The following is a 21,833-nucleotide window of genomic DNA, read 5'->3' as shown; positions in this document are numbered from 1 at the left end:
GACACGGGCGTTCTGCGCGTTGAGGGTGGCAATGACCCGCAACGCTGATCACTTTGTGCTGATCTGCTCGACCTGCCAGGGTGAGATCGAAGCCAGCGCCGCCCAAAGTCTGCTGGACGCTTCGCTGCCTGACGGGTTCGCTACGCGACTGATCCCGTGCATGGCAGGATGCGAACGTCCCATGGCCATCGGTCTGCAAGCCGAAGGCAAGGCGCAATACCTGTTTGGCGATATTCAAAGTACCGCCGATCTGGATGCAATCGCCGCCTTCGCCCATCAGTACCGCGACAGCGAGAGCGGCTGGACCAGCGCAACAGATCGCCCCCCCGCCTTGCTATTCAAAACACTGGCACGTCTGCCCCGTCTTCCAAAGCGGGATAAGGCATGAGCTTTCTAGTCGCGGAAAACCTGGAATACTACGCCCTGAATGGCGATATGTTGCTGCAAAGCGTCTCATTCTCTTTGGAAGAAGGGGCCATACTTGCCATCGCCGGTCCGAACGGCGCCGGCAAAACAACGCTGCTGAACCTGCTCTGCGGGGTCGAACGTCTGGCGCTGGGGGATGTACGGATCAACGGTCAAAGCCTGCGCAGCCTGTCTGCACAGGAACGCGCCCGGACCATTGCGGTTGTTGGCCAGCAGGAGTTGCCCGATGGCCGCCTGAAACTACGCGACTATGTCGCGCTGGGTCAGATTCCCATTCAAAGCGACCGCTCGGCAGAAGACCACAAGATGGATCTTGCGCGCGTTCTGCGCACGACCGAGCTGACCCATCTGGCGGATAAGCCGATGCAACGGCTCTCGGGTGGGGAACGTCAGCGCGCCCATATCGCGCGTGCATTGGCGCAGAACCCCTCGCTGCTGTTTCTGGACGAGCCCACCAATCATCTGGACCCCGATGCCAAGGGGCACATGCTTTCGCTGGTGGCCGAACTGGGCGTGACGGTGGTGATGATCGTGCATGATTTGGTCGTGATCCCCGAATTCGCCAGCCATGTCGCGCTGATGAAATCCACACGCATGACGGGCTTTGGGCCGGTCGACCAAATACTCACGCCAGATCATGTGCGCGACACGTTTGGTGTTGACTACCTGTGCTTCCAGCACGAAGGGCGCGTGATCCCGGCGCTGGATATCCGAAAACGAACGCTTTCATCCTGACAGGAGACATTGATGAAACAGAAAATTTGGTCAGCTTTGATGATCACCGGCTTGGCCAGTGGCGCAGCAGCGCATGAGGTGACCGTTGACAATTGCGGCGAACCGCTGGTGTTCGACGCCAAGCCGGAACGGCTGGTTGTGCATGACATGAACATGACCGACATGGCCTTTGCGCTTGGTTTGCAAGAACACATTGTTGGCCTGACCGGTATCACCGGTTGGTACAAGACAAGCCCTGATTTCGATAAGCTGCGCGGTGACATCCCGGAACTGGCCCCCAAATACCCAACCGTCGAAAACCTGGTTGCGGCAGAGCCCGACCTGTTCTTCGCGGGCTGGTATTATGGCATGAAGCCCGGTGGTGACGTGACCCCGGACACTCTGGCCCCGTTCGGCATCAAGACAATGATCCTGACCGAAAGCTGCGTGCATCTGGACAAGGACCGCCCTGTGGCCAGCATGGACCTGTTGTTCAACGATGTGCTGCGTCTGGGTCAGGTCATGCACGTCGAGGAAAAGGCCGAGGAACTGGTTGCAGGCTGGAAAGAACAGCTGTCTACCATCGAGGCCAAAACCGCCGATCTGGCCAAACCCCGTGTTTTCCTGCTGGACGGCCCTGCAGATGCGCCCTTTACCGCTGGCAAATTCGCCATCCCCGATGCGATGATCGCAGCGGCTGGCGGCGAAAACGTCACCCATGACATGGACACCAGCTGGGGCCGCACCTCGTGGGAAGCGGTTGCTGCATCGAATCCGGAATTCCTGGTGCTGCTTGACTATCAGACCGGCAACGGGGCAGAGGACACGTTCAAGTTCCTGCAAGAGCACCCGGTGATGTCCCAAACAGATGCTGTGAAAAATGAACGCTGGATCGGCCTGCGCTATGAAGAGCTGACACCGGGACCGGCAAACATTGACGCGATCCAGAAGATGGCGGATGCGATGCACCCGACGGCGACCAACTGATATGGTCCAGACGGGCCGGATAGTTGTGCTGGGGGCGGTCGTTCTGACCGCCCTTTTGCTGCTGTCGACAGTCTACGGTACAACCCCGATCCCAGTGGCGGATGTCATTGCCGCCATCGGCCTGGGCACAGGTCTGTCAGAAGGCGAGATGTCACCGCTGCATCGGATCGTGTTTGATCTGCGCCTACCGCGCGCGCTGTTCGCCGCTGTCATCGGTGCGGGGCTTGGTGTTGTGGGGGTGGTACTGCAAACCACCACGCGCAACGACTTGGCAGATCCATTTCTGTTCGGTCTCTCTTCGGGCGCGGCTGCGGGCGCTGTTCTGGTCATCACCGTCACCGGTGATGTGCTGGGCATCTGGACCCTGCCGCTGGCCGCGTTTTGCGGCGGCCTGATCGCATCGGGCATCGTGCTGGCCTTGGTCCAAGGGCTGCGCACAAGTGCACCGGAAAAACTGATCCTGGCGGGGCTTGCCGTGTCTTTCCTGTTCTCCGCCATCACCAACTATCTGATCTTTTCCGGAGACAACCGAGCCGCCCATTCGGTGATCTTCTGGATGTTGGGCGGACTGGGCCTTGCGCGGTGGGAGACGTTCCCATTGGTCCTGATCGGCCTAGCCCTGATCCTGGGCTATGCACTCTATCGAAGCCGCTGGCTTGACGCCCTTCTGACCGGAGATTTCACCGCTGCCACCTTGGGTATCCCGGTTCAGGGTCTGCGCTTTCGCATGTTCTTTGTTGCAGCTTTGGCCACGGCAAGCTTCGTGTCGGTCGCGGGTGTCATCGGCTTTGTCGGTCTGATGGTCCCTCATATCGCACGGGGGATCGCAGGAACGCTGCATCGCAACCTGCTGATCACCTCGGCCATTGTGGGGGCTATCCTGCTGACCGCCTCTGACATCGTGTCCCGACTGCTTCTGGCCCCTCAGGAGTTACCAGTCGGCATCGTGACCACATCGATCGGGTCGCTTTTCGTATTCCTGTACCTGTTCAAATCGGCGCGAAACGTTTGACCTAATGCGTTCCACGCGGAACGAAAAACGGATCAATCATGATGGTTTCACTTTGCTTGCCCGGCTCTGCCAACCTGCGTTCAAGCAACGCAATGACCTGATCGACCGCATCATCAATCGGGTTGTTGACGGTACTGAGATCGAAATTTGGCCATCGGGCCATTTCGATATCGTCAAACCCGATCAGTGAAAGATCACCCGGAACGTCCAACCCCAGCTCGCGCGCGGCGGTCAGCGCGCCGATCGCACTGGCGTCGTTGGCACAGACCAACGCGTCTAGCTTGTGCTCAGCCAACAGTTTCAGCGCAATCTCGTGCCCAGTCTCAACAGTGAAATCCCCTGTGGCTTCGGCAATCAGCTTTAACCCCGCTTTGTCCAAAACATCGATTACACCCAATCTACGCTCAGCAGATGAGGAGAAACTGGGTGCGCCGCCTAGATACCCAAACCGTGTGCGCCCCTTGTCGATCAGCACCTGGGCCGCAAGCCCTGTACCGTCGGCATTGCGGCAACAGACATTGTCGACACCCGGCGCCTCGACGATTCGGCCTGTGGAAATCATCGGCACACCGAACTTGGTGCACCGCGTGACCAATGCGCGCGGCATGCTGCCACCACGCAGGATCAAAGCGTCCAATGGATAGCGCAAAACCTGCTCGATCGCGTCTTCTGCACGCTGATCCCCGCCATCAATGAGAATCGGCCATTTGTTCAAAGCGTTCAGCTTCCCGACCAAGGCGCTCACGAATTCGGAATCATATGTGCTGCGCATATTGCCGACAAAGACGGCCACCAAATGCGAGCGCCCGTCCTTCAACCCGGCGGCCAATGCATTTGGTTGATAGCCCATGTGATGGGCTACTTTCTCGATGATTCTTCTTTTGCTTTCATCAAGATACGCACCTGGCGTAAAGGCGCGTGAAACCGCTGAACGCGATACACCAGCCGCGTCTGCAACGGCTTGCGCGGTCACCCGGCGGCGCCTATTGGCAGGTTTGTCATGATCCTGAGCCACGCCCGACCTGTCCTTCGATTTGGTATAATTTGTCAATATTGCTAGAAATCTTTCACTGAACTGTCATACGTTAACATTATGTGGGCACGTGTGCAGAATCCAGACGTGCCTATACAATGCAGGACGGAGGCTGCGCGCGACACACGCCGCAGGGGAGCCTGCACAATAAACTGGCACAAGGTGCCAACGGTCTCTTAGCTGCAAGGGGCCGACACCGAACCGGAGGAAAACATGACCAAACTGAAGTTTTGCGCAACGGCTGCTGCCCTCGCGTTTACCGCGACTACGGCTTTTGCAGAAACAGAAATTACCTGGTGGCACGCCCATGGCGGGCAATTGGGGGAAACCGTCAACAAGGTCGCCGAAAAGTTCAACGCGTCGCAAGACGAGTACACAATTACTCCGATCTACAAAGGCAGCTACGAAGAGACGCTTACTGCTGGTATCGCGGCCTTCCGCGCTGGTGAGCAACCGAACATAATGCAGGTCTTTGATGCCGGGGCCGCGACCGTGATCGCCGCAAAGGGCGCGACCGTTCCGGTTCAGGACCTGCTGGCTGAAAACGGCGTCGATTTCGACATCAACGACTACATCGCCGGTGTGCGTTATTTCTATGCCGACAGCGATGGCAAGATGATCGGGATGCCCTTCAACTCGTCGACACCGATCCTGTATTATAACGTCGACGCGCTGGAAGCCGCTGGCGTGACCCCGCCGAAGACATGGGAAGAGTTCCAGTCGACCACCGCCCCGGCGTTGAAAGAGGCGGGCTATATCCCGCTGAGCCAGTCGCACCTGCCCTGGATCTTCACCGAAAACTTCATGTCTCGGCACAACCTGCCGTTTGCGACCAACAACAATGGCTATGACGGCATGGACACGGAAATCCTGGTCAACAACGACGCGATCAAGGCCCATTTCACCGCTGTCAGCGAATGGAAAGACAACGGCCTGTTTGAATGGTACGGCACCGGCTGGGGCGACAACGCCAAGCCTTTCGAAGAAGGCAAAGTTGCCATGTGGCTGGGGTCTTCGGGTTCGTTTGGTGGCCTGTTGCAGAAAGATTTGGGCTTTGAATTCAGCGCAACCGAGCTGCCCTATTGGGAAGCCGTGACGCCTGAGCCGACACAAACCTTCATCGGTGGCGCTGCTCTGTTCGCGATGGCTGGCAAATCGGACGAAGAAAACAAAGCCACGGCCGAGTTCTTCCGCTTCCTGACCGCGCCCGATACCCAGTATTTCTGGCATCAGGAGACCGGCTACGTTCCGATCACCGAAGCTGCTTATGACGTTGCCAAGAAAGACGGCCACTATGACCGCTTCCCAGCAGCCGAAGTTGGCGTGAACCAGCTGCAGGCGAAAGCCGGTGACAACACCAAAGGCTACCGCATGGGCTTCTACGTCCAGATCCGCGACATCATGAACCGCGAATATGGCCGTATCCTGACCGGTGAAACCGACGTGGAAACCGCGTTCCAGAACATCGAAGCAGAAGCCAACGAATTGCTGGCCCGCTTTGCAAAGACTCAGGGTTAATCCCTGGGATCACCCCCAGGATGGTCGCGCCTTCGGGTGCGGCCATCCCCCACTTCTACAACTGGAAGACCTATGAAACGCGCGGGTTTTGACAATATCTGGCTTCCTGTGGCTTTGCTGCTGCCACAGTTGATGATCATCGCCATCTTCTTTTACTGGCCTGCGGGATGGGCGCTGCAATCGTCCTTCTTTCTGCAAGACCCTTTTGGATTTGGGTCAACCTTTGTCGGGGCCGACAACTATACGTCGTTGATTGGTAATGATCAGTATAAACGCATTGCATGGTTCACGATTGTCTTCTCGGTTCTGGTTACTTTCTTCTCACTGGCAATCGCGCTGCTGCTGGCGGTCAAGGCCGATAAGGTTCTGCGCGGCGCCAAGACCTATCGCACCTTGCTGATGTGGGTCTACGCCATCGCGCCTCCGGTTGCTGGATTTCTGGGCATCCTGTTTTTTGATCAAAGCACGGGTCCGATGACCAAGTTCTTCCAGATGTTTGGATGGGATTTCAAACTGGGCGTGGACTACAACGCCACCGCGACCGCGATGATCATCGTATCGGTCTGGAAGCAAATCCCGGTCAATTTCATCTTCTTCCTGTCCGGCCTGCAATCGATCCCGCGCTCGGTGCGCGAGGCGGCAATGATCGACAACCACTCGGCCACCGGGCGGTTCTGGCAAGTGACCTTCCCGCTGTTGGCCCCCACCGCGTTCTTCTTGCTAATCATCAATATCACATATGCGCTGTTCGATACGTTCGGCGTGATTGACGCGCTGATGAAGGGTGAGCCAGGCAACAATCCGATGACCCTGGTCTACAAGGTCTATCTGGACGGGTTCCGCGGAAATGACCTGGGCGGCTCTTCCGCGCAATCCGTCATTCTTATGGGTCTGGTTCTAATCCTGACCGTCTTTCAGTTCCGGCTGGTTGAACGCCGGATTCACTATACCTGAGGGGGGGCGAACAATGGCTGACACAACCCTTGAAACAACCGCCACCGCCCGTCGCCCCCGCAAAATCCGGTGGGAGACTGTCGGCGATCACTTTGTCCTGATCCTGGGCTCACTGCTGATGATCCTGCCTCCGCTGCTGGCGCTGACCACAGCCAGCCATGATGCGGTGACCATCCATCGACAGGGCATTCAGGTGGGCCTAGGCGACGATCTGGGCAAGAACTTCCACGCCGCCATGTTCGAGAAAGGCGGATTTACCCAAACCGTTGACGGCACATTGATGCTGATGAATTCGTTTATCCTGGGCATCGGCTTTGCAGTCGGCAAGATCATCATCTCGATGATGGCCGCCTATGCCATCGTCTATTTCCGCCTGCGCTTTGCCACTCTGGCCTTCTGGGTGATCTTCACCACCCTGTTGCTGCCGCTTGAGGTACGAATTCTACCCTCGTATGAGGCGATCCAGAAACTGGGCCTGACCAACACCTATACCGGTCTGATCGTCCCGCTGATCGCATCCGCCACAGGCACATTCTTTTTCCGACAGTTCTTTATGTCCGTCCCCGAGGAACTGGCCGAGGCTGCGCGGATCGATGGTGCAGGTCCGTGGAAGTTCTTTGTCGACATCCTCGTCCCGCTTAGCCGGACGATGATCGCGGCGATCTTCATTATCATGTTTGTCTTTGGCTGGAACCAGTATCTGTGGCCAACATTGATCACGACAGACGAAAGCTTCTTCACGCTGGTCCGTGGGATCAAACAGATCGTGCTGACCTATACCGATAGTCAGATCCCCGAGCATGGACAGGCGCTTGCGCTGGCTATCGTTGCGATGATCCCACCGGTGGCGATCGTCATCTTCTTCCAGAATTGGTTCGTCAAGGGCCTCACAGAATCCGATAAATAAGGAATACGGGCATGGCTCAGGTATCACTAGAGGGCATCCGCAAGGTCTATCCCAATGGCTTCAAAGCGGTTGAGACCACCAGTTTCACCATTCAGGATGGCGAGTTCGTCGTGCTGGTCGGCCCTTCTGGGTGTGGGAAATCCACCCTGCTGAGGATGATCGCTGGGCTGGAGGATATCACCGAGGGCACGCTGAAAATCGGCGACCGGGTGGTCAACAACGTGGACCCGGCAGACCGGGACATCGCGATGGTGTTCCAGAACTACGCGTTGTATCCGCATATGACTGTCCGCAAGAATATTGGCTACGGGTTGAAGAACCGCGGCACACCCGCGTCCGAGATCGCAGCCAAGGTCGAAGACGCCGCCAAGATGCTGAACCTGACCGAATATCTGGACCGTAAACCGGCGCAATTGTCGGGCGGCCAGCGTCAGCGCGTCGCCATGGGCCGCGCGGTTGTGCGCGATCCGGCGTTGTTCCTGTTTGACGAACCGCTGTCCAACCTCGACGCCAAGTTGCGCAACCAGATGCGGATCGAAATCAAGGCCCTGCAACGCCGCCTTGGAACGACGGCCGTCTATGTGACCCACGATCAGGTCGAAGCCATGACCATGGCAGACCGCATCATCGTGCTGAACGCTGGCCAGATCGAACAGATCGGCACGCCTTCGGAGATCTATCACAACCCGGCCTCGACCTTTGTCGCCTCGTTCATGGGTGCGCCGCCGATGAATTTGATTGCGGCTCAGGTCGATCAAGGCCAGGTGCGGATCAACGGCTATGACGGGATCATGACCGCGCCAACATCTGCCAATGGGCCGGTGACACTCGGCATCCGACCCGAAGATATCGAACTGGACGGTCAGGGTTCCGTGCCGTTTCAGGTGGATATCCTTGAAGAACTGGGCGCGCATCGGTTGCTGCACGGTCAGCTTGGTGGCCAGCCCTTCACCGTTCTGGTCAGCAAAGATCACGCGGCCCAAACAGGCGAGACCCAGATCACCCTGAAACCTGACGCGTTGCGTCTGTTTGATGTGGAAACAGGAAAAGTCATTTGATCACAGACGTTTTGGATGCGCTTCCCGCTGTGACACCGGATCAGCGGATAAGCATATTGTCCGCCCCGCGAACCGCTGCTGCACATCGAGAGTTGCTGAGCAATATTCCAGCGATGAATGCGCTGCAGCTTGGCGGGCAGGCGCAGATATCCTCTCTACCGGAGCAGTTCACCGTGGCCGCATGGAATGTGGAACGCTGCCTGTTCCCCGAGGCAACCGCCGCACATCTTGGTCAGATCAGCCCCGATGTTGTCCTACTGTCCGAGGTTGATCACGGCATGGCGCGTACATCGCAACGGCACACGACCGAGGCGATGGCAGATGCCCTTGGAATGGTCTACGCCTTTGGGGTCGAGTTTCATGAGCTTGATCTGGGCGGCCCGACCGAGCGCCACTTCTGCAAAGACGACTTCAACACGCTGGGATGGCACGGCAACGCGATCCTGTCATCGGTGCCGTTTGAACGCACCGCCCTGATCCGGCTGGATGATCATGGCCACTGGTTTTCCTGCAACGAAGGTGCCGCAGATCCCGACCAACCGCGTGTCGGCGGTCGCATGGCCATCGCGGCCGTTCTGCCAACCGAAAACGGCCCGGTCTGCGTGGTTTCCACCCATCTGGAGAGCAATGCGGATGCAACCCATCGCCACACGCAGTTCGATGTCTTGCTCAATGAAATCGACGGCTTCGCACCGGGACTACCGGTTCTGATCGGCGGAGATCTAAACACCGGCAACCATCTGCCGCCGGACTTCAACTGGCAGAACGAGAGCCTTTTTGGTCTGGCGGAAACGCGCGGCTACGATTGGGGGTTCACAGCCGACGGAACGACCACCCGCCCCAGCCTGATCACCCCACATCCAAAGCGCGTGATGAAGCTAGACTGGTTGGCGGGCCGCGATCTGGGCTGTGAAGAAAAGGGGCTTTTGACCTCGATCTCGGATGAGGGAACACCACTTTCCGACCACGATTGCGTCTGGTGCCGCGCGGCGCTGTCGTCGGTCTGATCACTAAGGCCAGGCCTGACTCAGCCTGGTTCTCTTGCATGCGATCAACCCAGAATACCCGGCAAACGCAGCCCATGCTCGCGGGCGCACTCCTTGGCGATGTCATACCCCGCATCCGCATGGCGCCACACGCCGGATGCCGGGTCATTCCACAGCACCCGCTCCAGACGTCTCGCAGCCGCGTCGGTGCCGTCAGCACAGATCACCACGCCCGCATGCTGGCTAAAGCCCATGCCGACCCCTCCGCCATGGTGCAGGCTGACCCAGGTCGCGCCCGAGGCCGTATTGACCAGCGCATTCAACAAGGGCCAATCCGACACTGCGTCCGAGCCATCTTTCATCGCCTCAGTCTCGCGGTTGGGCGAGGCGACTGAGCCACTGTCCAAATGATCCCGACCAATCACCACGGGTGCTTTTAACTCGCCGTTCCGAACCATTTCATTGAAGGCCAATCCGGCCTTGTGACGATCACCCAATCCGATCCAGCAGATACGCGCTGGCAGACCCTGGAAGGCGATCCGCTCCTGCGCCATGTCGAGCCAATTGTGCAGATGGGTGTTTTCAGGGAACAGCTCCTTCATCTTGGCGTCGGTTTTATAGATATCGTCCGGGTCGCCCGACAAAGCACACCAGCGAAACGGGCCGACCCCACGGCAGAACAGCGGGCGGATATAGGCGGGTACAAAGCCAGGGAAGGCAAAGGCGTTCTCCAGACCCTCATCCTGCGCCACTTGCCGGATGTTATTGCCATAGTCCAATGTCGGAACGCCTGCGTTCCAGAAGTCGACCATCGCGGCCACGTGCTGTTTCATCGAGGCGCGCGAGGCTTTTTCGACCGCCTTGGGATCGCTTTCACGCTTGTCCTTCCACTGCGCCATGGTCCAGCCAATGGGCAGATAGCCGTTGACCGGGTCATGTGCGCTGGTCTGGTCGGTGACGATATCGGGACGCATGCCACCGGCCTGCATCCGCGTGTAGATCTCGGGGAAAATCTCGGCGGCATTGCCCAGCAGGCCAACCGACTTGGCCTCACCCGCCTTGGTCCAGCGATCGATCATTTCGAGCGCTTCGTCCAGCGTTTCGGCCTTTTCATCCAGGTATTTGGTGCGCAGGCGGAAGTCGACGCTGTCCGGGTTGCACTCGATCGCCAGACAGCAGGCACCGGCGAAAACGGCGGCCAGCGGCTGCGCACCGCCCATCCCACCCAGACCGCCGGTCAGAATCCATCTGCCAGTCAGATCGCCGCCATAATGCTGCCGCCCGGCCTCGGCAAAGGTTTCATATGTGCCCTGCACGATGCCCTGCGTGCCAATGTAAATCCACGAGCCAGCGGTCATCTGGCCGTACATCATCAGGCCCTTCTTATCGAGCTCGTTGAAATGATCCCAGTTGGCCCAATGCGGCACAAGGTTCGAGTTTGCGATCAGCACACGGGGCGCATCCGAATGCGTCCGCACAATGGCCACAGGTTTACCTGACTGCACCACCAGCGTTTCATCATCCTCAAGGTCCTTGAGGCTGGCGACGATGGTGTCAAAATCCTTCCACGTCCGCGCGGCGCGGCCGATACCGCCATAGACCACCAGCTCATGCGGGTTCTCGGCCACATCCGGGTGAAGGTTGTTCATCATCATCCGCAGCGGCGCCTCGGTCATCCAGCTCTTGGCGTTCAGTTCGGGCCCTGTGGGTGGATAGATATCACGGGTGTTTTTGCGAGGGTCGGTCATCGGGCAAGCTCCAATGCAGTGTCGTGGATAGCGTCGAGTATGTCTTTGAGCCAACGTCGCAGACGATCGGCTTTTTGGGTGTCATAGGTCCATGGTGCCGTTTCGGCGTTTAGATAAGTGGACTGGGCCAGTTCCATCTGGATGGCGTGGACACCCTCGGCAGGGCGCCCGTAGTGCCGGGTGGTCCACCCGCCTTTGAAACGCCCGTTCAGGACGGTGCCGTAAGGTGAAGAAGCCGCAAATTCATGGGCAATCGCCTCAACCTCCGGCGCACAGGTGACGCCGCCATTTGTGCCGAGGTTCATGTCTGACAGAGTGCCGTCGAACAGGAACGGGATGTGGCTGCGGATCGAATGGCAATCATACAATACCGCCACCCCGTGGATCGCCTTCACCCGCGCCAGTTCGGCCTCAAGGGCGGCGTGATACGGCGCGTGGAACATCGCCCTGCGTTCGGCGATTTCAGCCTCGGATGGCATTTGGTCCCAGATACCGTGGCCATCGAAATCCGTAAGCGGCACGAGCGTTGTGGTGTTCTGACCCGGATAAAGCGACACGCCCGCCGGATCGCGATTGGCGTCGATCACATAACGATGCAAGGTGGCGCGCACCGTCGTGGCACCGGGGATCAGCCCATCATAGAGCCGGTCAATATGCCAGTCGGTGTCTGCCAGCCCCCTGCCCTGATCATTCAGCTTCGCCTCAATTTCGGGCGGCACATATGTGCCAGTATGGGGCAAGCCCAGCACAATGGGGCTGTCGCCTTGAGTGACCGCAACTGGATCGATCATGCGCCCAGTTCCGGCATATCGACGCCCGTGTTGTGTGCAATCTCACCACTGGCAATCAGTCTATAGGCTGCCTCGATATCGGGAGCGGTATAGCGGTCCTCACCAAGCGACGGCACTAAGGCGCGCAGCCGCGCCATCACGCCCTGCAAGGTCTCGCTGGTTGGCAAAGGCGCGCGGAACTCGACCCCTTGCGTGGCGCATAACAATTCGACACCCAGAATACGTTCCAGATTGGTCACCATCTGCCCCAGACGCCGCGCGCCATGGGCGGCCATGCTGACGTGGTCCTCCTGATTGGCCGAGGTCGGCGTGCTATCCGTCACGCAGGGGTTGGCCAGATGCTTGTTTTCACTCATCAAAGCCGCCGTCGTAACCTCGGCGATCATCAGGCCCGAGTTCAGGCCCGGATTGGGTGTCAGAAACGGCGGCAGATCAAAGCTGAGCACCGGATCGACGATCAGCGCGATACGGCGTTGGGCGATCGCCCCAATCTCAGCCGCGGCCAGCGCGATCATGTCAGCGGCAAAACCCACCGGTTCCGCATGGAAGTTACCACCTGAAACGATCAGACCGGTTTCAGACAACACCAAAGGGTTGTCGGTGGCGGCATTCGCCTCAATCTCAAGCGTCACAGAGGCCTGACGAAGCACATCCATCGCCGCGCCGACGACCTGTGGTTGACAGCGAATGCAATACGGGTCCTGAACCCGCGTATCGCCCTCGCGGTGGCTTTCGCGGATCACCGATCCAGCCAATAGCGTGCGCATGGTTGCCCCTGCTTCGATCTGGCCGCGATGGCCGCGCAGTGTATGAATCTCGGGCTGTAACGGCGCAGTCGATCCCATGATGGCATCGGTGGTGAGCGCCGACGTGACCAACGCGCTTTGCGCCGCCTGCCACGCGCCAAACAAACCCGCCAGTGCGAACGCGGTCGAAAACTGGGTGCCATTGATCAGCGCCAAACCTTCCTTAGGGCCCAGTTCCACCGGCGTCAGACCAGCCGCCGCCAATGCCGGACCGCCCGCCATGACCTTACCGTCAAACTCTGCCTCACCCGCACCCATCATGACCGCCGCCATGTGGGACAGTGGGGCCAGATCCCCGGACGCGCCGACCGACCCCTGCGCGGGGATAACCGGGGTTACGCCCTTGTCCAGCATTGCCTCCATCAGATCGATCAGCTCCAGCCGCACGCCGGACGCACCGCGACCAAGACTGAGCAGTTTCAGTGCCATCATCAACCGCGCATGCGCCCGCGGGATGGCAGGCCCCACGCCACAGCAATGCGACAGGATCAGGTTGCGCTGCAGGGTCGCCGTATCCTCAGCTGCGATCTTCACGCTGGCCAGTTTGCCAAAGCCGGTATTGACCCCGTAAACCGCCGCCTCACCCGCCGCCGCATCGGCAATGCGGGCATGGGCGGCTTTGATATCAGGCCGGCACGCCGGGTCCAGTCTGACAGCGCACTCTTCGCGATAGACCTGTTCCAGCTGCGCCAGTGAGACTGCGCCGGGCGTGAGTGTCAGGGTTGTCAAACTGCACCTCCGATGATGCGGGCATGAAGCGGGTTAAATCCAATGCGATAGGCCAGCTCCGCCGGGTGGGCCACATCCCAAACCGCCAGATCGGCGCGCAAGCCGGGGGCGATCTGGCCGCAGTCCTTCAGCCCCAAGGCACGGGCGGCATGGGTGGTTACACCCCGCAATGCCTCTTCGGGTGTAATGCGGAACAGAGTGCAACCCATATTCATGGTCAACAGCAACGAGGTCATCGGAGCCGAGCCAGGATTGCAATCCGTTGCCAGGGCCATCGGCACATTGTGTTTGCGCAGCAAGTCGATGGGTGGGGCCTGCGTCTCGCGCAGGGTGTAGAAGGCACCAGGCAGGATCACACCAACGGTGCCCGCTTGGGCCATGGCGAGCGCCCCGTCTTCGTCCAGATATTCAATGTGATCCGCAGACAGAGCACCATATGAGGCCGCCAGCTTTGCGCCGCCTAGATTGGACAACTGCTCGGCATGGAGTTTGATTGGCAAACCAAGCTCCTGTGCCACATTTAACAAAGGCACCAGCTGTTCGGGTTGAAAGGCAATGGCCTCACAGAACGCATCCACCGCATCCACCAGCCCTTCGGCTTGGGCCGCACGCAGAGTCGGGATACAGACCTCGGCAATATAGGCGTCGGGACGTCCGTTATATTCTGCTGGCACAGCATGTGCGCCCAGAAAACTGGTCAGAACCCTCACTGGACGATGCTGCGGCAAAGCACGGGCGGCGCGCAGCATGTTAAGTTCGGTCTCTCGATCCAGCCCATAGCCTGATTTAACCTCAATTGCCGCCACACCTTCGGCCAGCATAGCGTCCACGCGCGGCAAGGCCTGCGCGATTAGATCGGCAACGCTGGCGGTACGGGTTGCGGTCACGGTCGAAATGATACCGCCTCCCGCGCGCGCAACCTCTTCATAGCTGGCCCCGTTCAGGCGCATCTCAAACTCAACCGCGCGATGGCCGCCATGCACCACATGGGTGTGACAGTCGATCAGCGCAGGGGTTACCAATCGACCTTCGAGCGCGCGCTGAGGCAGAGCCACATAGGCATCTGGCACATCCGCTCGCGGACCAACCCAGGCGATTTTTCCCGCCTGAACGGCAATGGCTGCATCGTCAATCAACCCATAGGCATCCGCGTTTGACATAGTGGCGGCACGCAAATTGGTCAAAAGATGATCCTGGGGCTGCATGGGACTCTCACATCACAATTTCTCTCTTTTCCAGTATATGCATTTATGTTTATTGTCTATCCATATTTAGGAGAGTCTCATGACTGCCGTTTTCGCACAGAACGCCCTGCTGGGTACGGGCTGGGCCCGAAATCTGCGGATGCAGATCAAGGATGGACGGATCAGCACGCTAACGCAGGACACCACGCCGCAAGCTGGCGACTCGTGTGTCGACACTCTGCTGCCCGCGCTGTCCAACCTGCACAGCCATGCGTTTCAACGCGCCATGGCCGGGATGACTGAATGCCGGCTAGCAGGGCGCGACAGCTTCTGGACGTGGCGCGATCTGATGTATCGCTTTACTGCACATCTGAGCCCGGATCAGGTTCAGGCCATCGCGGCACTTGTCTATCTCGAGATGCAAGAGGCCGGATATGCGGCAGTCGGCGAATTCCACTACTTGCACCATCAGCCGGATGGACGACCCTATGACCACCTGGCGGAGCTAAGCGACCACATCATGGCCGCCGCCGATGAAACAGGGATCGGCCTGACTCATCTGCCCGTGCTCTATACCTATGCAGGCGTCGGAGGGCACCCTTTGGAGCAAGGCCAGAAACGGTTTGGCAATGATGTTAATCGGTTCTGCGCACTGGTCGATCAGGCGCGGGCGGCGGCCACGAACCTGCCCTGTGATTGCCAGGTTGGTATCGCCCCACACTCTTTGCGCGCCACCAGCCCGCGCGATCTGACAGAAGTCCTGCAGGCGCAGGGCCAGGGCCCAATTCATATTCATATCGCAGAACAGCCCAAAGAAGTGGCCGAAGTTCAGACCGGGCTGGGCGCCCGCCCGGTCGAATGGTTGCTGGCCAATGCTCCGGTTGATGCCAACTGGTGCATGATCCACGCGACCCACATGACCGATGCCGAAACACAGGCAATGGCCCGGTCCGGCGCTGTGGCCGGGCTGTGCCCGGTGACAGAGGCCAATTTGGGCGACGGGCCTTTCAATGGCCCAAGTTTTCTGGCCGCGGGCGGCGCATTTGGCGTTGGATCGGATTCGAATGTGCTAATCTCATTGACCGAGGAATTAAGGACGCTGGAGTACTCGCAACGCTTGCGCGATCTGTCACGCAATGTGCTGGTGACGGGCGAAGGATCGGTCGGGCAGTCGCTGTATTCCAAAGCCGCCGTCGGCGGGGCGCAAGCGCTCGCCCGTGATGCAGGGCAGATCGCACCGGGAAGTCTGGCTGATCTGGTCGCCATTGACAGCCAGCATCCGTCGCTTTGCGCGCTGCGGCCTGATCAACTGTTGGATGGTCTGGTATTTGCCGCCAAAGATCATGTTGTCACTGACCTGTGGTCCGCAGGTCGACATAAGGTTCAAAGCGGGCGGCATGTTCAACGTGACAGGATCATCACGAACTACCGCAGCGCGATGCGTACCCTTTTGGCTGCGCTTTAGGCAATTGACGGCCAAATTCTCTGCCTATGCAAATACACAGACATAAACTACTTATGAATATCACTAAGGGCCAAGCAAGCTGTGAGCGCACAAAAGAACATGGGATTTCAGGATATCCGGGATGAGGTGCTGAACCGCATTCAAACACGCATCTGGCCACAGGGCAGTCTGTTACCAACCGAACTGGAACTGGCGGCTGAATTTGGCTGTGCCCGCGCGACCGTCAACCGTGCCCTGCGCGACCTGGCCGATGAGGGCATCATCACGCGTCGGCGCAAAGGTGGTACCCGTGTTGTGACCACCCCAGTCAAACAGGCAAAACTGCCGATCACCGTGGTACGCCAAGCCATCGAGGATATGAATGCGGAATACCGCTATGCTCTGGTCAGCCGCAATATGATAAGCTGCCCACCCTGGCTGCAGGCCAAGCTGGGGCTGCAAGAGGGGGCACAGGTGTTGCATCTGAACTGCATGCATCATGCGGACAACCGCCCTTTTCAGTTCGAAGAACGCTGGATCAACACGGATACGGTGCCCCATGTAGTCGATCAGGATTTTCTGACTGTCGGCCCGAACGAGTGGCTTTTATCCGAAATTCCGTTCTCAGACGCAGAAATCGCGTTCTCTGCGGTACCTGCCACGGGCCAGCTACAGGAGTTTCTGTCAGTGCCGCCCGGAACGCCTCTGTTTCAGTTGGAACGCACCACTTGGTTTCAGAACAAACCCGTGACCTTTGTCAGGATGACATTTCATCAGGGCTATCAGATGCGGACAAAATATTGACACCGGTTTAGGTTTTTAGGCTCCGTAGCGCGCAAGGAACATATCGACCGCGTGCAAGGCAACCTCATCAATCTCGTCTTGACTGAACTCTTTCTGGATCCCGAAAGCGGCACGCAGCCACAAGCGTACCTTACATAGTTCAGCAAACTGTTCTGCGGCAATCTGAATATCCTCGATCGCCAGCTCGCCCTTGGCCACAGCCTTATCCAGATACTCGGCCATCCTGCGTTGCCCGTTTTGTGGCCCGGCCTCATAAAACGCCCGGCCCAATTCAGGGAAACGATCACGTTCAGCAACGCAGACCCGGAAGACCTGTTGGTTAAAATCGGAAACGAAAAAGGTGACCAACTGAGTTGCCGCAATCGTCAGAACCTCACGTACGGGTTTGGTCTCATCGACCATGGCGATAACGCGCTCTGCCATACGGCTGCATTCAGTCTGCGCCACCTCGACAAACAACAGGCGCTTGTCGGGGAAATAGCTGTACAGCGTTGCCTTTGATACGCCCGCCGCCCGGGCGATATCGTCCACACTAGCCCCTTCAAACCCATCCGCCATAAAAACCTCTCGGGCCCCGCTCAGAACCTGTTCAAATTTTCGGCCTGTGCGCAGGATCGTAGCGGTCTGGGTCATGTCGTCTCCTAGTCTGAGGTGCTCCGAGTTTATAAACCGTTCGGTTTAGATACAAGGATTCTCGGTATGCTCAAGTGAATTGACGTCACAATTCTGTTGATTCACCACTTTGCGTGACCCGCTTCCCCTGGGGCAGCAAACCAAATGTCCGTACTTGCGACGGGCCAAAACCATGTTAGGACAGGCCATGGTCGAGATCTTTTTGCGCACCCTGCCCTTCTTTGCGATCATCGGCCTGGGCTACTGGGCTGGGCGCAGCCGATTTTTCAGCGCCGAAGCCACGGCCTATCTGACCAAATTTGTGTTCTTCTTTGCCCTCTCGGCGATGCTGTTCCGCTTTGCCGCGACTCTGCCATTTGCCGAGATTTTCAATGGCCGTCTGATCATTGGCTATCTGATCGGAACACTTGCCGTTTACCTGATTGCAACTGTGATCGCCTGGTTCCGAGGGCTGGACATCCCCACCGCGGCGATCGAGGCACAATGCGCTGCTATCGGCAATGTTGGGTTTCTGGGCCTGCCGATGCTGGCGCTGCTGCTGACCGAGGCTGCGATCGGGCCGGTGATGTTGGTTCTGGCCGTTGATTTGGTGGTGTTTTCTTCACTCATCGTGATCCTGATCAATGGCGGGCGAGATGGTAAGCTGACCCCAGCCACTCTGCGCCTGATTGGGGTGGGGCTGCTCAAGAATCCCATGATCGTATCGATTTCCGCCGGGCTGATCTGGTCCGCCCTTCAGCTACCAGTCCCCGGTCCGCTGAACGATTTTCTGACCATTCTGGGTGGCGCGGCTACGCCGGGCGCGCTGTTTGCAATCGGGGCGTCTCTGGCTGGTAAATCTGCTGAGCGCATTCAAGTTGCTGCCTGGTTGAGCTTTTGCAAACTGGTCATCCATCCGGCCTGCGTCGCGATTGCGGTGTTGTGGCTGGTGCCCATCGACACGTTCCCGGCTGCCGTGGCAATTGCCGCCGCCGCCCTTCCCGTAGCGGGCAATGTCTACATGCTGGCCGCCCATTATGGCGTCGCACCCCATCGCGCCTCGGCAGCGATCCTGTTGTCGACCGTCGCCAGCATCCTGACCGTGCCGCTTGTGATTGCTTGGGTCACCGCACTCTGATTTTCATCCGTTAAAAAATACGTGCGCCAAACGCACCCGGGCTTTACGTGAAGCCCTTGGATCGTTAGCCCTTAGCCGACCCTAATGCGAGGATAAGACCAGATGGAAACCGTTTCGGAGAACGCCTGTTTCGGTGGCGTGCAAGGCGTCTATCGCCATGCTTCAACAGCTTGCCAATGTGATATGACCTTTGGCCTGTTCCTTCCGGCCGAAGCAAAAGACGGCCCGGTTCCGATCCTGTGGTACCTATCCGGCCTCACCTGCACCCATGAAAACGCGATGACCAAAGCCGGGGCACAGGCCTGGGCGGCCGAGCAAGGGATTGCCGTTGTCTTCCCTGACACCTCGCCGCGCGGTGAAGGTGTGGCCGATCACGAAGACTACGATCTCGGTCAGGGCGCCGGGTTCTATGTGAATGCAACGCAATCCCCATGGGCCCCGCATTTCAACATGTGGGACTACGTAGCCGAGGAACTACCCGCCCTTCTAGCCGAGAACTTCGCCATCGACATGGATCGTCAGGCCATCACGGGCCATTCCATGGGGGGCCATGGCGCCCTGACGCTGGCGATGAACCTTCCGGGTCGGTTCCGCTCGGTTTCAGCCTTTGCGCCGATCTCGAACCCGACCGGTGCGGATTGGGGTCGCAAACAACTGGCTGCTTATCTGGGTGAGGATGAAGGGCTTTGGAAAAAGCACGATGCATCCCTGATGATGAAAGAGGTCGGCTTTAACGGCCCGGTCCTGATCGACACGGGCGCCAATGACCAATTCATTGATTTGCTGCGCCCCGAAGCTCTGGCCGCTGCGATTGCGGAACGCCGCCAGCAGGCCAGCTATCGTCTGCAACCGGGCTACGATCACTCCTATTTCTTTGTCTCTACCTTCATGGAAGACCACATCACCTTCCACGCCGAAGCACTGTACGGAGAGTAACGCATGAGCAAATATGACTATGACCTGATCATCATCGGGTCGGGCCCTTCTGGGCGGTCTGCGGCAATCCAGGCGGGCAAGCTGAAACGCCGTGTGCTGGTGATCGACCGCAAGGACCGGCTTGGTGGTGTTTCGGTTCACACGGGCACGATCCCATCCAAGACCCTGCGCGAAACGGTGCTGAACCTCTCTGGTTGGCGTGAACGCAGTTTCTACGGTCGTTCCTACCGGGTCAAAGACCAGATCCGCGCCGAGGACCTCAAGGCGCGTCTGCACATGACACTGGATCATGAAGTTGACGTGTTGGAACATCAATTCAACCGCAACCATGTGGAAACCCTAAACGGGCTGGCAACATTCACTGGCCCGCACGAGATCGAGGTCGCAACGGATGCGGGTGAAAAAACCCGCCTGACTGCAGCCAAATTCCTGATCGCTACCGGAACTAAGACCTATCGCCCCGACTATGTACCGTTCAACGGCAAGACCGTTGTGGATGGCGATGATTTTTTGGAAATGGCAGAGATTCCACGCTCACTGATCGTGATCGGTGCCGGAGTGATCGGTGTGGAGTACGCGACCATGTTCTCGGCCCTGGATGTACGGGTCACGCTGATTGAACCCCGCGAGAGCTTTCTGGATTTCATTGACAGCCGCCTGATCCATGAATTCACCCATCAGATACGCGAAAACGGTGTCGATCTACGCCTCGGTTCTGCTGTTGAGAAAATCGAAGATGCGGGTGAGCATGTCGAGGTTACTTTGGACAACGGTCGCCATGTCCGGGCCGAGATGCTGTTGTTTGCCGCCGGTCGCATGGGCGCGACCTCGGCCCTGAACCTGGGTGCCGTCGGGCTGGAGACCGATCATCGCAACCGGATCAACGTGGATCGCAAAACCTATCAGACCGACGTGCCGCACATCTATGCCACAGGCGATGTGATCGGGCATCCGTCACTGGCCTCAACCTCGCTGCAGCAGGGCCGCGTCGCCGCTTGCCACGCACTGGAAACGCCGACCCTGCCGGAGAGCCCCTGGTACCCTTATGGCATCTACTCGGTGCCCGAGATTTCGACCTGCGGCATGTCCGAAGAGGAATTACAGGAACGAGGCATCCCGTACGAGGTTGGCGTGGCGCGATTCCGCGAAACCTCGCGTGGGCATATCATGGGGTTGGAGCATGGTATGTTGAAAATGCTGTTCTCGCTGAAAACCCGCCGGGTTCTGGGTGTGCAGATTGTGGGTGAAGGGGCGACCGAGTTGATTCATATCGCTCAGGCTGTGCTGAACCTGAAAGGCACAGTTGACTACTTTGTCCAGAACACCTTCAACTACCCAACGCTGGCCGAAGCCTACAAAATCGCCGGTCTGGACGCGTTCAACCGGATGCCGATCCCGGAGGAGTTCAAGGTAAAGAAAAAGCCAACGGCCAAAGAGGCCAAGAAAGCGTGACCACGCTCTATATCGATGGCGACGCCTGCCCTGTGAAGGCCGAGGCCGAACGGGTCGCGACCCGTCACAAAGTGCCGATGGCGCTGGTCTCGAATGGTGGGCTGCGACCTTCGGCGAACCCGTTGGTGCAGGTGGTCATCGTCTCAGAAGGGGCCGATGAAGCCGACAAATGGATTGCCGAGCGTTGCGGGCCGGGCGATGTGGTGGTGACCTATGACATCCCGCTGGCCGCGAAATGTGTTGACGCCGGGGCCCGCGTGCTACGCCCCAATGGTGAGGCCTTCTCAGCTGCCAATATCGGCCAGCAACTGGCCATGCGCGACCTGATGGCCGATCTGCGCGCGGCCAACCCTTTGGGTGCAGGTGGCGGCGGCAAGCCATTTGGCAAAGCCGACCGGTCCCGGTTTCTGGATACGTTGGAACGGGAACTCAGGGCTGCAAAACGGGCATAAGGCTCCCGCCCAGCGGCGACGCATCACAGATGCATCTTCTCCGGTTGGGCCAGGCAGCGCCGCGCGCTGCGGTTGGTGCTTGAACTTGAGCGCTTAGCTTGGTTCAGTCGGCGCGCAGAACGAACTCAGCACAGGATCACGA

Annotated in this window: 21 protein-coding genes; 15 read left to right on the top strand and 6 right to left on the bottom strand. The window is 58.7% G+C overall.

The annotated features are described in order from the left end of the window. Nucleotides 1–31: 31 nt before the first annotated feature. Genes ACR0EL_RS10735 through ACR0EL_RS10720 form a run of 4 tightly spaced genes read left to right on the top strand, consistent with a single transcriptional unit; the run spans nucleotide 32 to nucleotide 3,139 of the window. On the top strand, nucleotides 32–388 hold the full coding sequence (locus ACR0EL_RS10735; protein ID WP_480499853.1) for a DUF1636 family protein: 357 nt from the start codon (nucleotides 32–34) through the stop codon (nucleotides 386–388). Next, nucleotides 385–1,161, top strand: coding sequence for an ABC transporter ATP-binding protein (locus ACR0EL_RS10730; protein ID WP_480499852.1), 777 nt, complete (start codon nucleotides 385–387; stop codon nucleotides 1,159–1,161). Before ACR0EL_RS10735 ends, ACR0EL_RS10730 begins: the two co-directional genes overlap by 4 nt. Before the next feature lie 12 nt (nucleotides 1,162–1,173). Next, entirely contained in the window at nucleotides 1,174–2,127 is a 954-nt protein-coding gene (locus tag ACR0EL_RS10725) for an ABC transporter substrate-binding protein (protein ID WP_480499851.1), read from the top strand. A gap of 1 nt (nucleotide 2,128) precedes the next feature. Next, on the top strand, nucleotides 2,129–3,139 hold the full coding sequence (locus ACR0EL_RS10720) for an iron ABC transporter permease (protein ID WP_170534819.1): 1,011 nt from the start codon (nucleotides 2,129–2,131) through the stop codon (nucleotides 3,137–3,139). A 1-nt stretch (nucleotide 3,140) separates the two neighbouring features. Here ACR0EL_RS10720 and ACR0EL_RS10715 read toward each other — a convergent pair whose 3' ends face one another. Then, nucleotides 3,141–4,154 (bottom strand): LacI family DNA-binding transcriptional regulator, encoded by a 1,014-nt coding sequence (locus ACR0EL_RS10715; RefSeq protein ID WP_480499849.1) that lies wholly within the window; start codon nucleotides 4,152–4,154, stop codon nucleotides 3,141–3,143. Between the two features lie 231 nt (nucleotides 4,155–4,385). On the opposite strand from ACR0EL_RS10715, the gene ACR0EL_RS10710 reads away from it, so the two are divergent. The 5 genes from ACR0EL_RS10710 to ACR0EL_RS10690 all read left to right on the top strand — a co-directional run bounded on the left by ACR0EL_RS10710 (nucleotide 4,386) and on the right by ACR0EL_RS10690 (nucleotide 9,616). After that, entirely contained in the window at nucleotides 4,386–5,690 is a 1,305-nt protein-coding gene (locus tag ACR0EL_RS10710) for an extracellular solute-binding protein (RefSeq protein ID WP_353011181.1), read from the top strand. A gap of 72 nt (nucleotides 5,691–5,762) precedes the next feature. Further along, a complete protein-coding gene (locus ACR0EL_RS10705; RefSeq protein ID WP_480499848.1) occupies nucleotides 5,763–6,644 on the top strand; it encodes an ABC transporter permease subunit in 882 nt (293 codons plus the stop codon). A 13-nt stretch (nucleotides 6,645–6,657) separates the two neighbouring features. Beyond that, on the top strand, nucleotides 6,658–7,551 hold the full coding sequence (locus ACR0EL_RS10700; protein ID WP_480499847.1) for an ABC transporter permease subunit: 894 nt from the start codon (nucleotides 6,658–6,660) through the stop codon (nucleotides 7,549–7,551). An 11-nt stretch (nucleotides 7,552–7,562) separates the two neighbouring features. Then, a complete protein-coding gene (locus ACR0EL_RS10695) occupies nucleotides 7,563–8,609 on the top strand; it encodes an ABC transporter ATP-binding protein (protein ID WP_480499845.1) in 1,047 nt (348 codons plus the stop codon). Continuing rightward, the gene (locus tag ACR0EL_RS10690) at nucleotides 8,606–9,616 is read left to right on the top strand and encodes an endonuclease/exonuclease/phosphatase family protein (protein WP_480499844.1); all 1,011 of its coding nucleotides are present in this window, start codon (nucleotides 8,606–8,608) and stop codon (nucleotides 9,614–9,616) included. Before ACR0EL_RS10695 ends, ACR0EL_RS10690 begins: the two co-directional genes overlap by 4 nt. Before the next feature lie 44 nt (nucleotides 9,617–9,660). On the opposite strand, the gene hutU is transcribed toward ACR0EL_RS10690, so the two are convergent. The 4 genes from hutU to hutI are packed head-to-tail and all read right to left on the bottom strand — an operon-like array spanning nucleotide 9,661 to nucleotide 14,874. Then, entirely contained in the window at nucleotides 9,661–11,343 is a 1,683-nt protein-coding gene (gene hutU / locus ACR0EL_RS10685) for a urocanate hydratase (RefSeq protein ID WP_480499843.1), read from the bottom strand. Beyond that, entirely contained in the window at nucleotides 11,340–12,134 is a 795-nt protein-coding gene (gene hutG, locus ACR0EL_RS10680; protein ID WP_480499842.1) for an N-formylglutamate deformylase, read from the bottom strand. The genes hutU and hutG overlap by 4 nt, the downstream gene beginning before the upstream one ends. Further along, nucleotides 12,131–13,669: a histidine ammonia-lyase gene (gene hutH, locus ACR0EL_RS10675; protein ID WP_480499841.1), complete on the bottom strand. Its 1,539-nt coding sequence runs from the start codon at nucleotides 13,667–13,669 to the stop codon at nucleotides 12,131–12,133. Before hutH ends, hutG begins: the two co-directional genes overlap by 4 nt. After that, complete coding sequence (gene hutI, locus ACR0EL_RS10670; protein WP_480499840.1) at nucleotides 13,666–14,874, bottom strand: imidazolonepropionase; 1,209 nt, start codon at nucleotides 14,872–14,874, stop codon at nucleotides 13,666–13,668. Before hutI ends, hutH begins: the two co-directional genes overlap by 4 nt. A 79-nt stretch (nucleotides 14,875–14,953) precedes the next feature. Here hutI and ACR0EL_RS10665 point away from each other — a divergent pair, with 79 nt between their 5' ends. Further along, a complete protein-coding gene (locus tag ACR0EL_RS10665; protein WP_480499838.1) occupies nucleotides 14,954–16,318 on the top strand; it encodes a formimidoylglutamate deiminase in 1,365 nt (454 codons plus the stop codon). Nucleotides 16,319–16,399: 81 nt separating this feature from the next. Continuing rightward, nucleotides 16,400–17,101: a UTRA domain-containing protein gene (locus ACR0EL_RS10660; protein WP_480499837.1), complete on the top strand. Its 702-nt coding sequence runs from the start codon at nucleotides 16,400–16,402 to the stop codon at nucleotides 17,099–17,101. A gap of 15 nt (nucleotides 17,102–17,116) precedes the next feature. On the opposite strand, the gene ACR0EL_RS10655 is transcribed toward ACR0EL_RS10660, so the two are convergent. After that, nucleotides 17,117–17,734, bottom strand: a complete 618-nt coding sequence (locus ACR0EL_RS10655) for a TetR/AcrR family transcriptional regulator (protein WP_480499836.1) — start codon at nucleotides 17,732–17,734, stop codon at nucleotides 17,117–17,119. A gap of 187 nt (nucleotides 17,735–17,921) precedes the next feature. Here ACR0EL_RS10655 and ACR0EL_RS10650 point away from each other — a divergent pair, with 187 nt between their 5' ends. The 4 genes from ACR0EL_RS10650 to ACR0EL_RS10635 all read left to right on the top strand — a co-directional run bounded on the left by ACR0EL_RS10650 (nucleotide 17,922) and on the right by ACR0EL_RS10635 (nucleotide 21,691). Further along, a complete protein-coding gene (locus ACR0EL_RS10650) occupies nucleotides 17,922–18,851 on the top strand; it encodes an AEC family transporter (protein ID WP_480499835.1) in 930 nt (309 codons plus the stop codon). Between the two features lie 102 nt (nucleotides 18,852–18,953). Beyond that, nucleotides 18,954–19,787: an S-formylglutathione hydrolase gene (gene fghA / locus ACR0EL_RS10645; RefSeq protein ID WP_480499834.1), complete on the top strand. Its 834-nt coding sequence runs from the start codon at nucleotides 18,954–18,956 to the stop codon at nucleotides 19,785–19,787. 3 nt (nucleotides 19,788–19,790) lie between these two features. Continuing rightward, on the top strand, nucleotides 19,791–21,239 hold the full coding sequence (sthA, locus tag ACR0EL_RS10640) for a Si-specific NAD(P)(+) transhydrogenase (protein WP_353011160.1): 1,449 nt from the start codon (nucleotides 19,791–19,793) through the stop codon (nucleotides 21,237–21,239). Beyond that, nucleotides 21,236–21,691 carry a YaiI/YqxD family protein gene (locus ACR0EL_RS10635; RefSeq protein ID WP_480499833.1) on the top strand — a complete coding sequence of 152 codons (456 nt, stop codon included), beginning with the start codon at nucleotides 21,236–21,238 and terminating at the stop codon, nucleotides 21,689–21,691. The genes sthA and ACR0EL_RS10635 overlap by 4 nt, the downstream gene beginning before the upstream one ends. The last annotated feature ends 142 nt before the right edge of the window (nucleotides 21,692–21,833 follow it).

Source organism: Ruegeria sp. AH12 (assembly GCF_056541465.1).
Note: the sequence above shows the minus strand (reverse complement) of the source record. Positions and strands in the feature narration are given on the sequence as shown.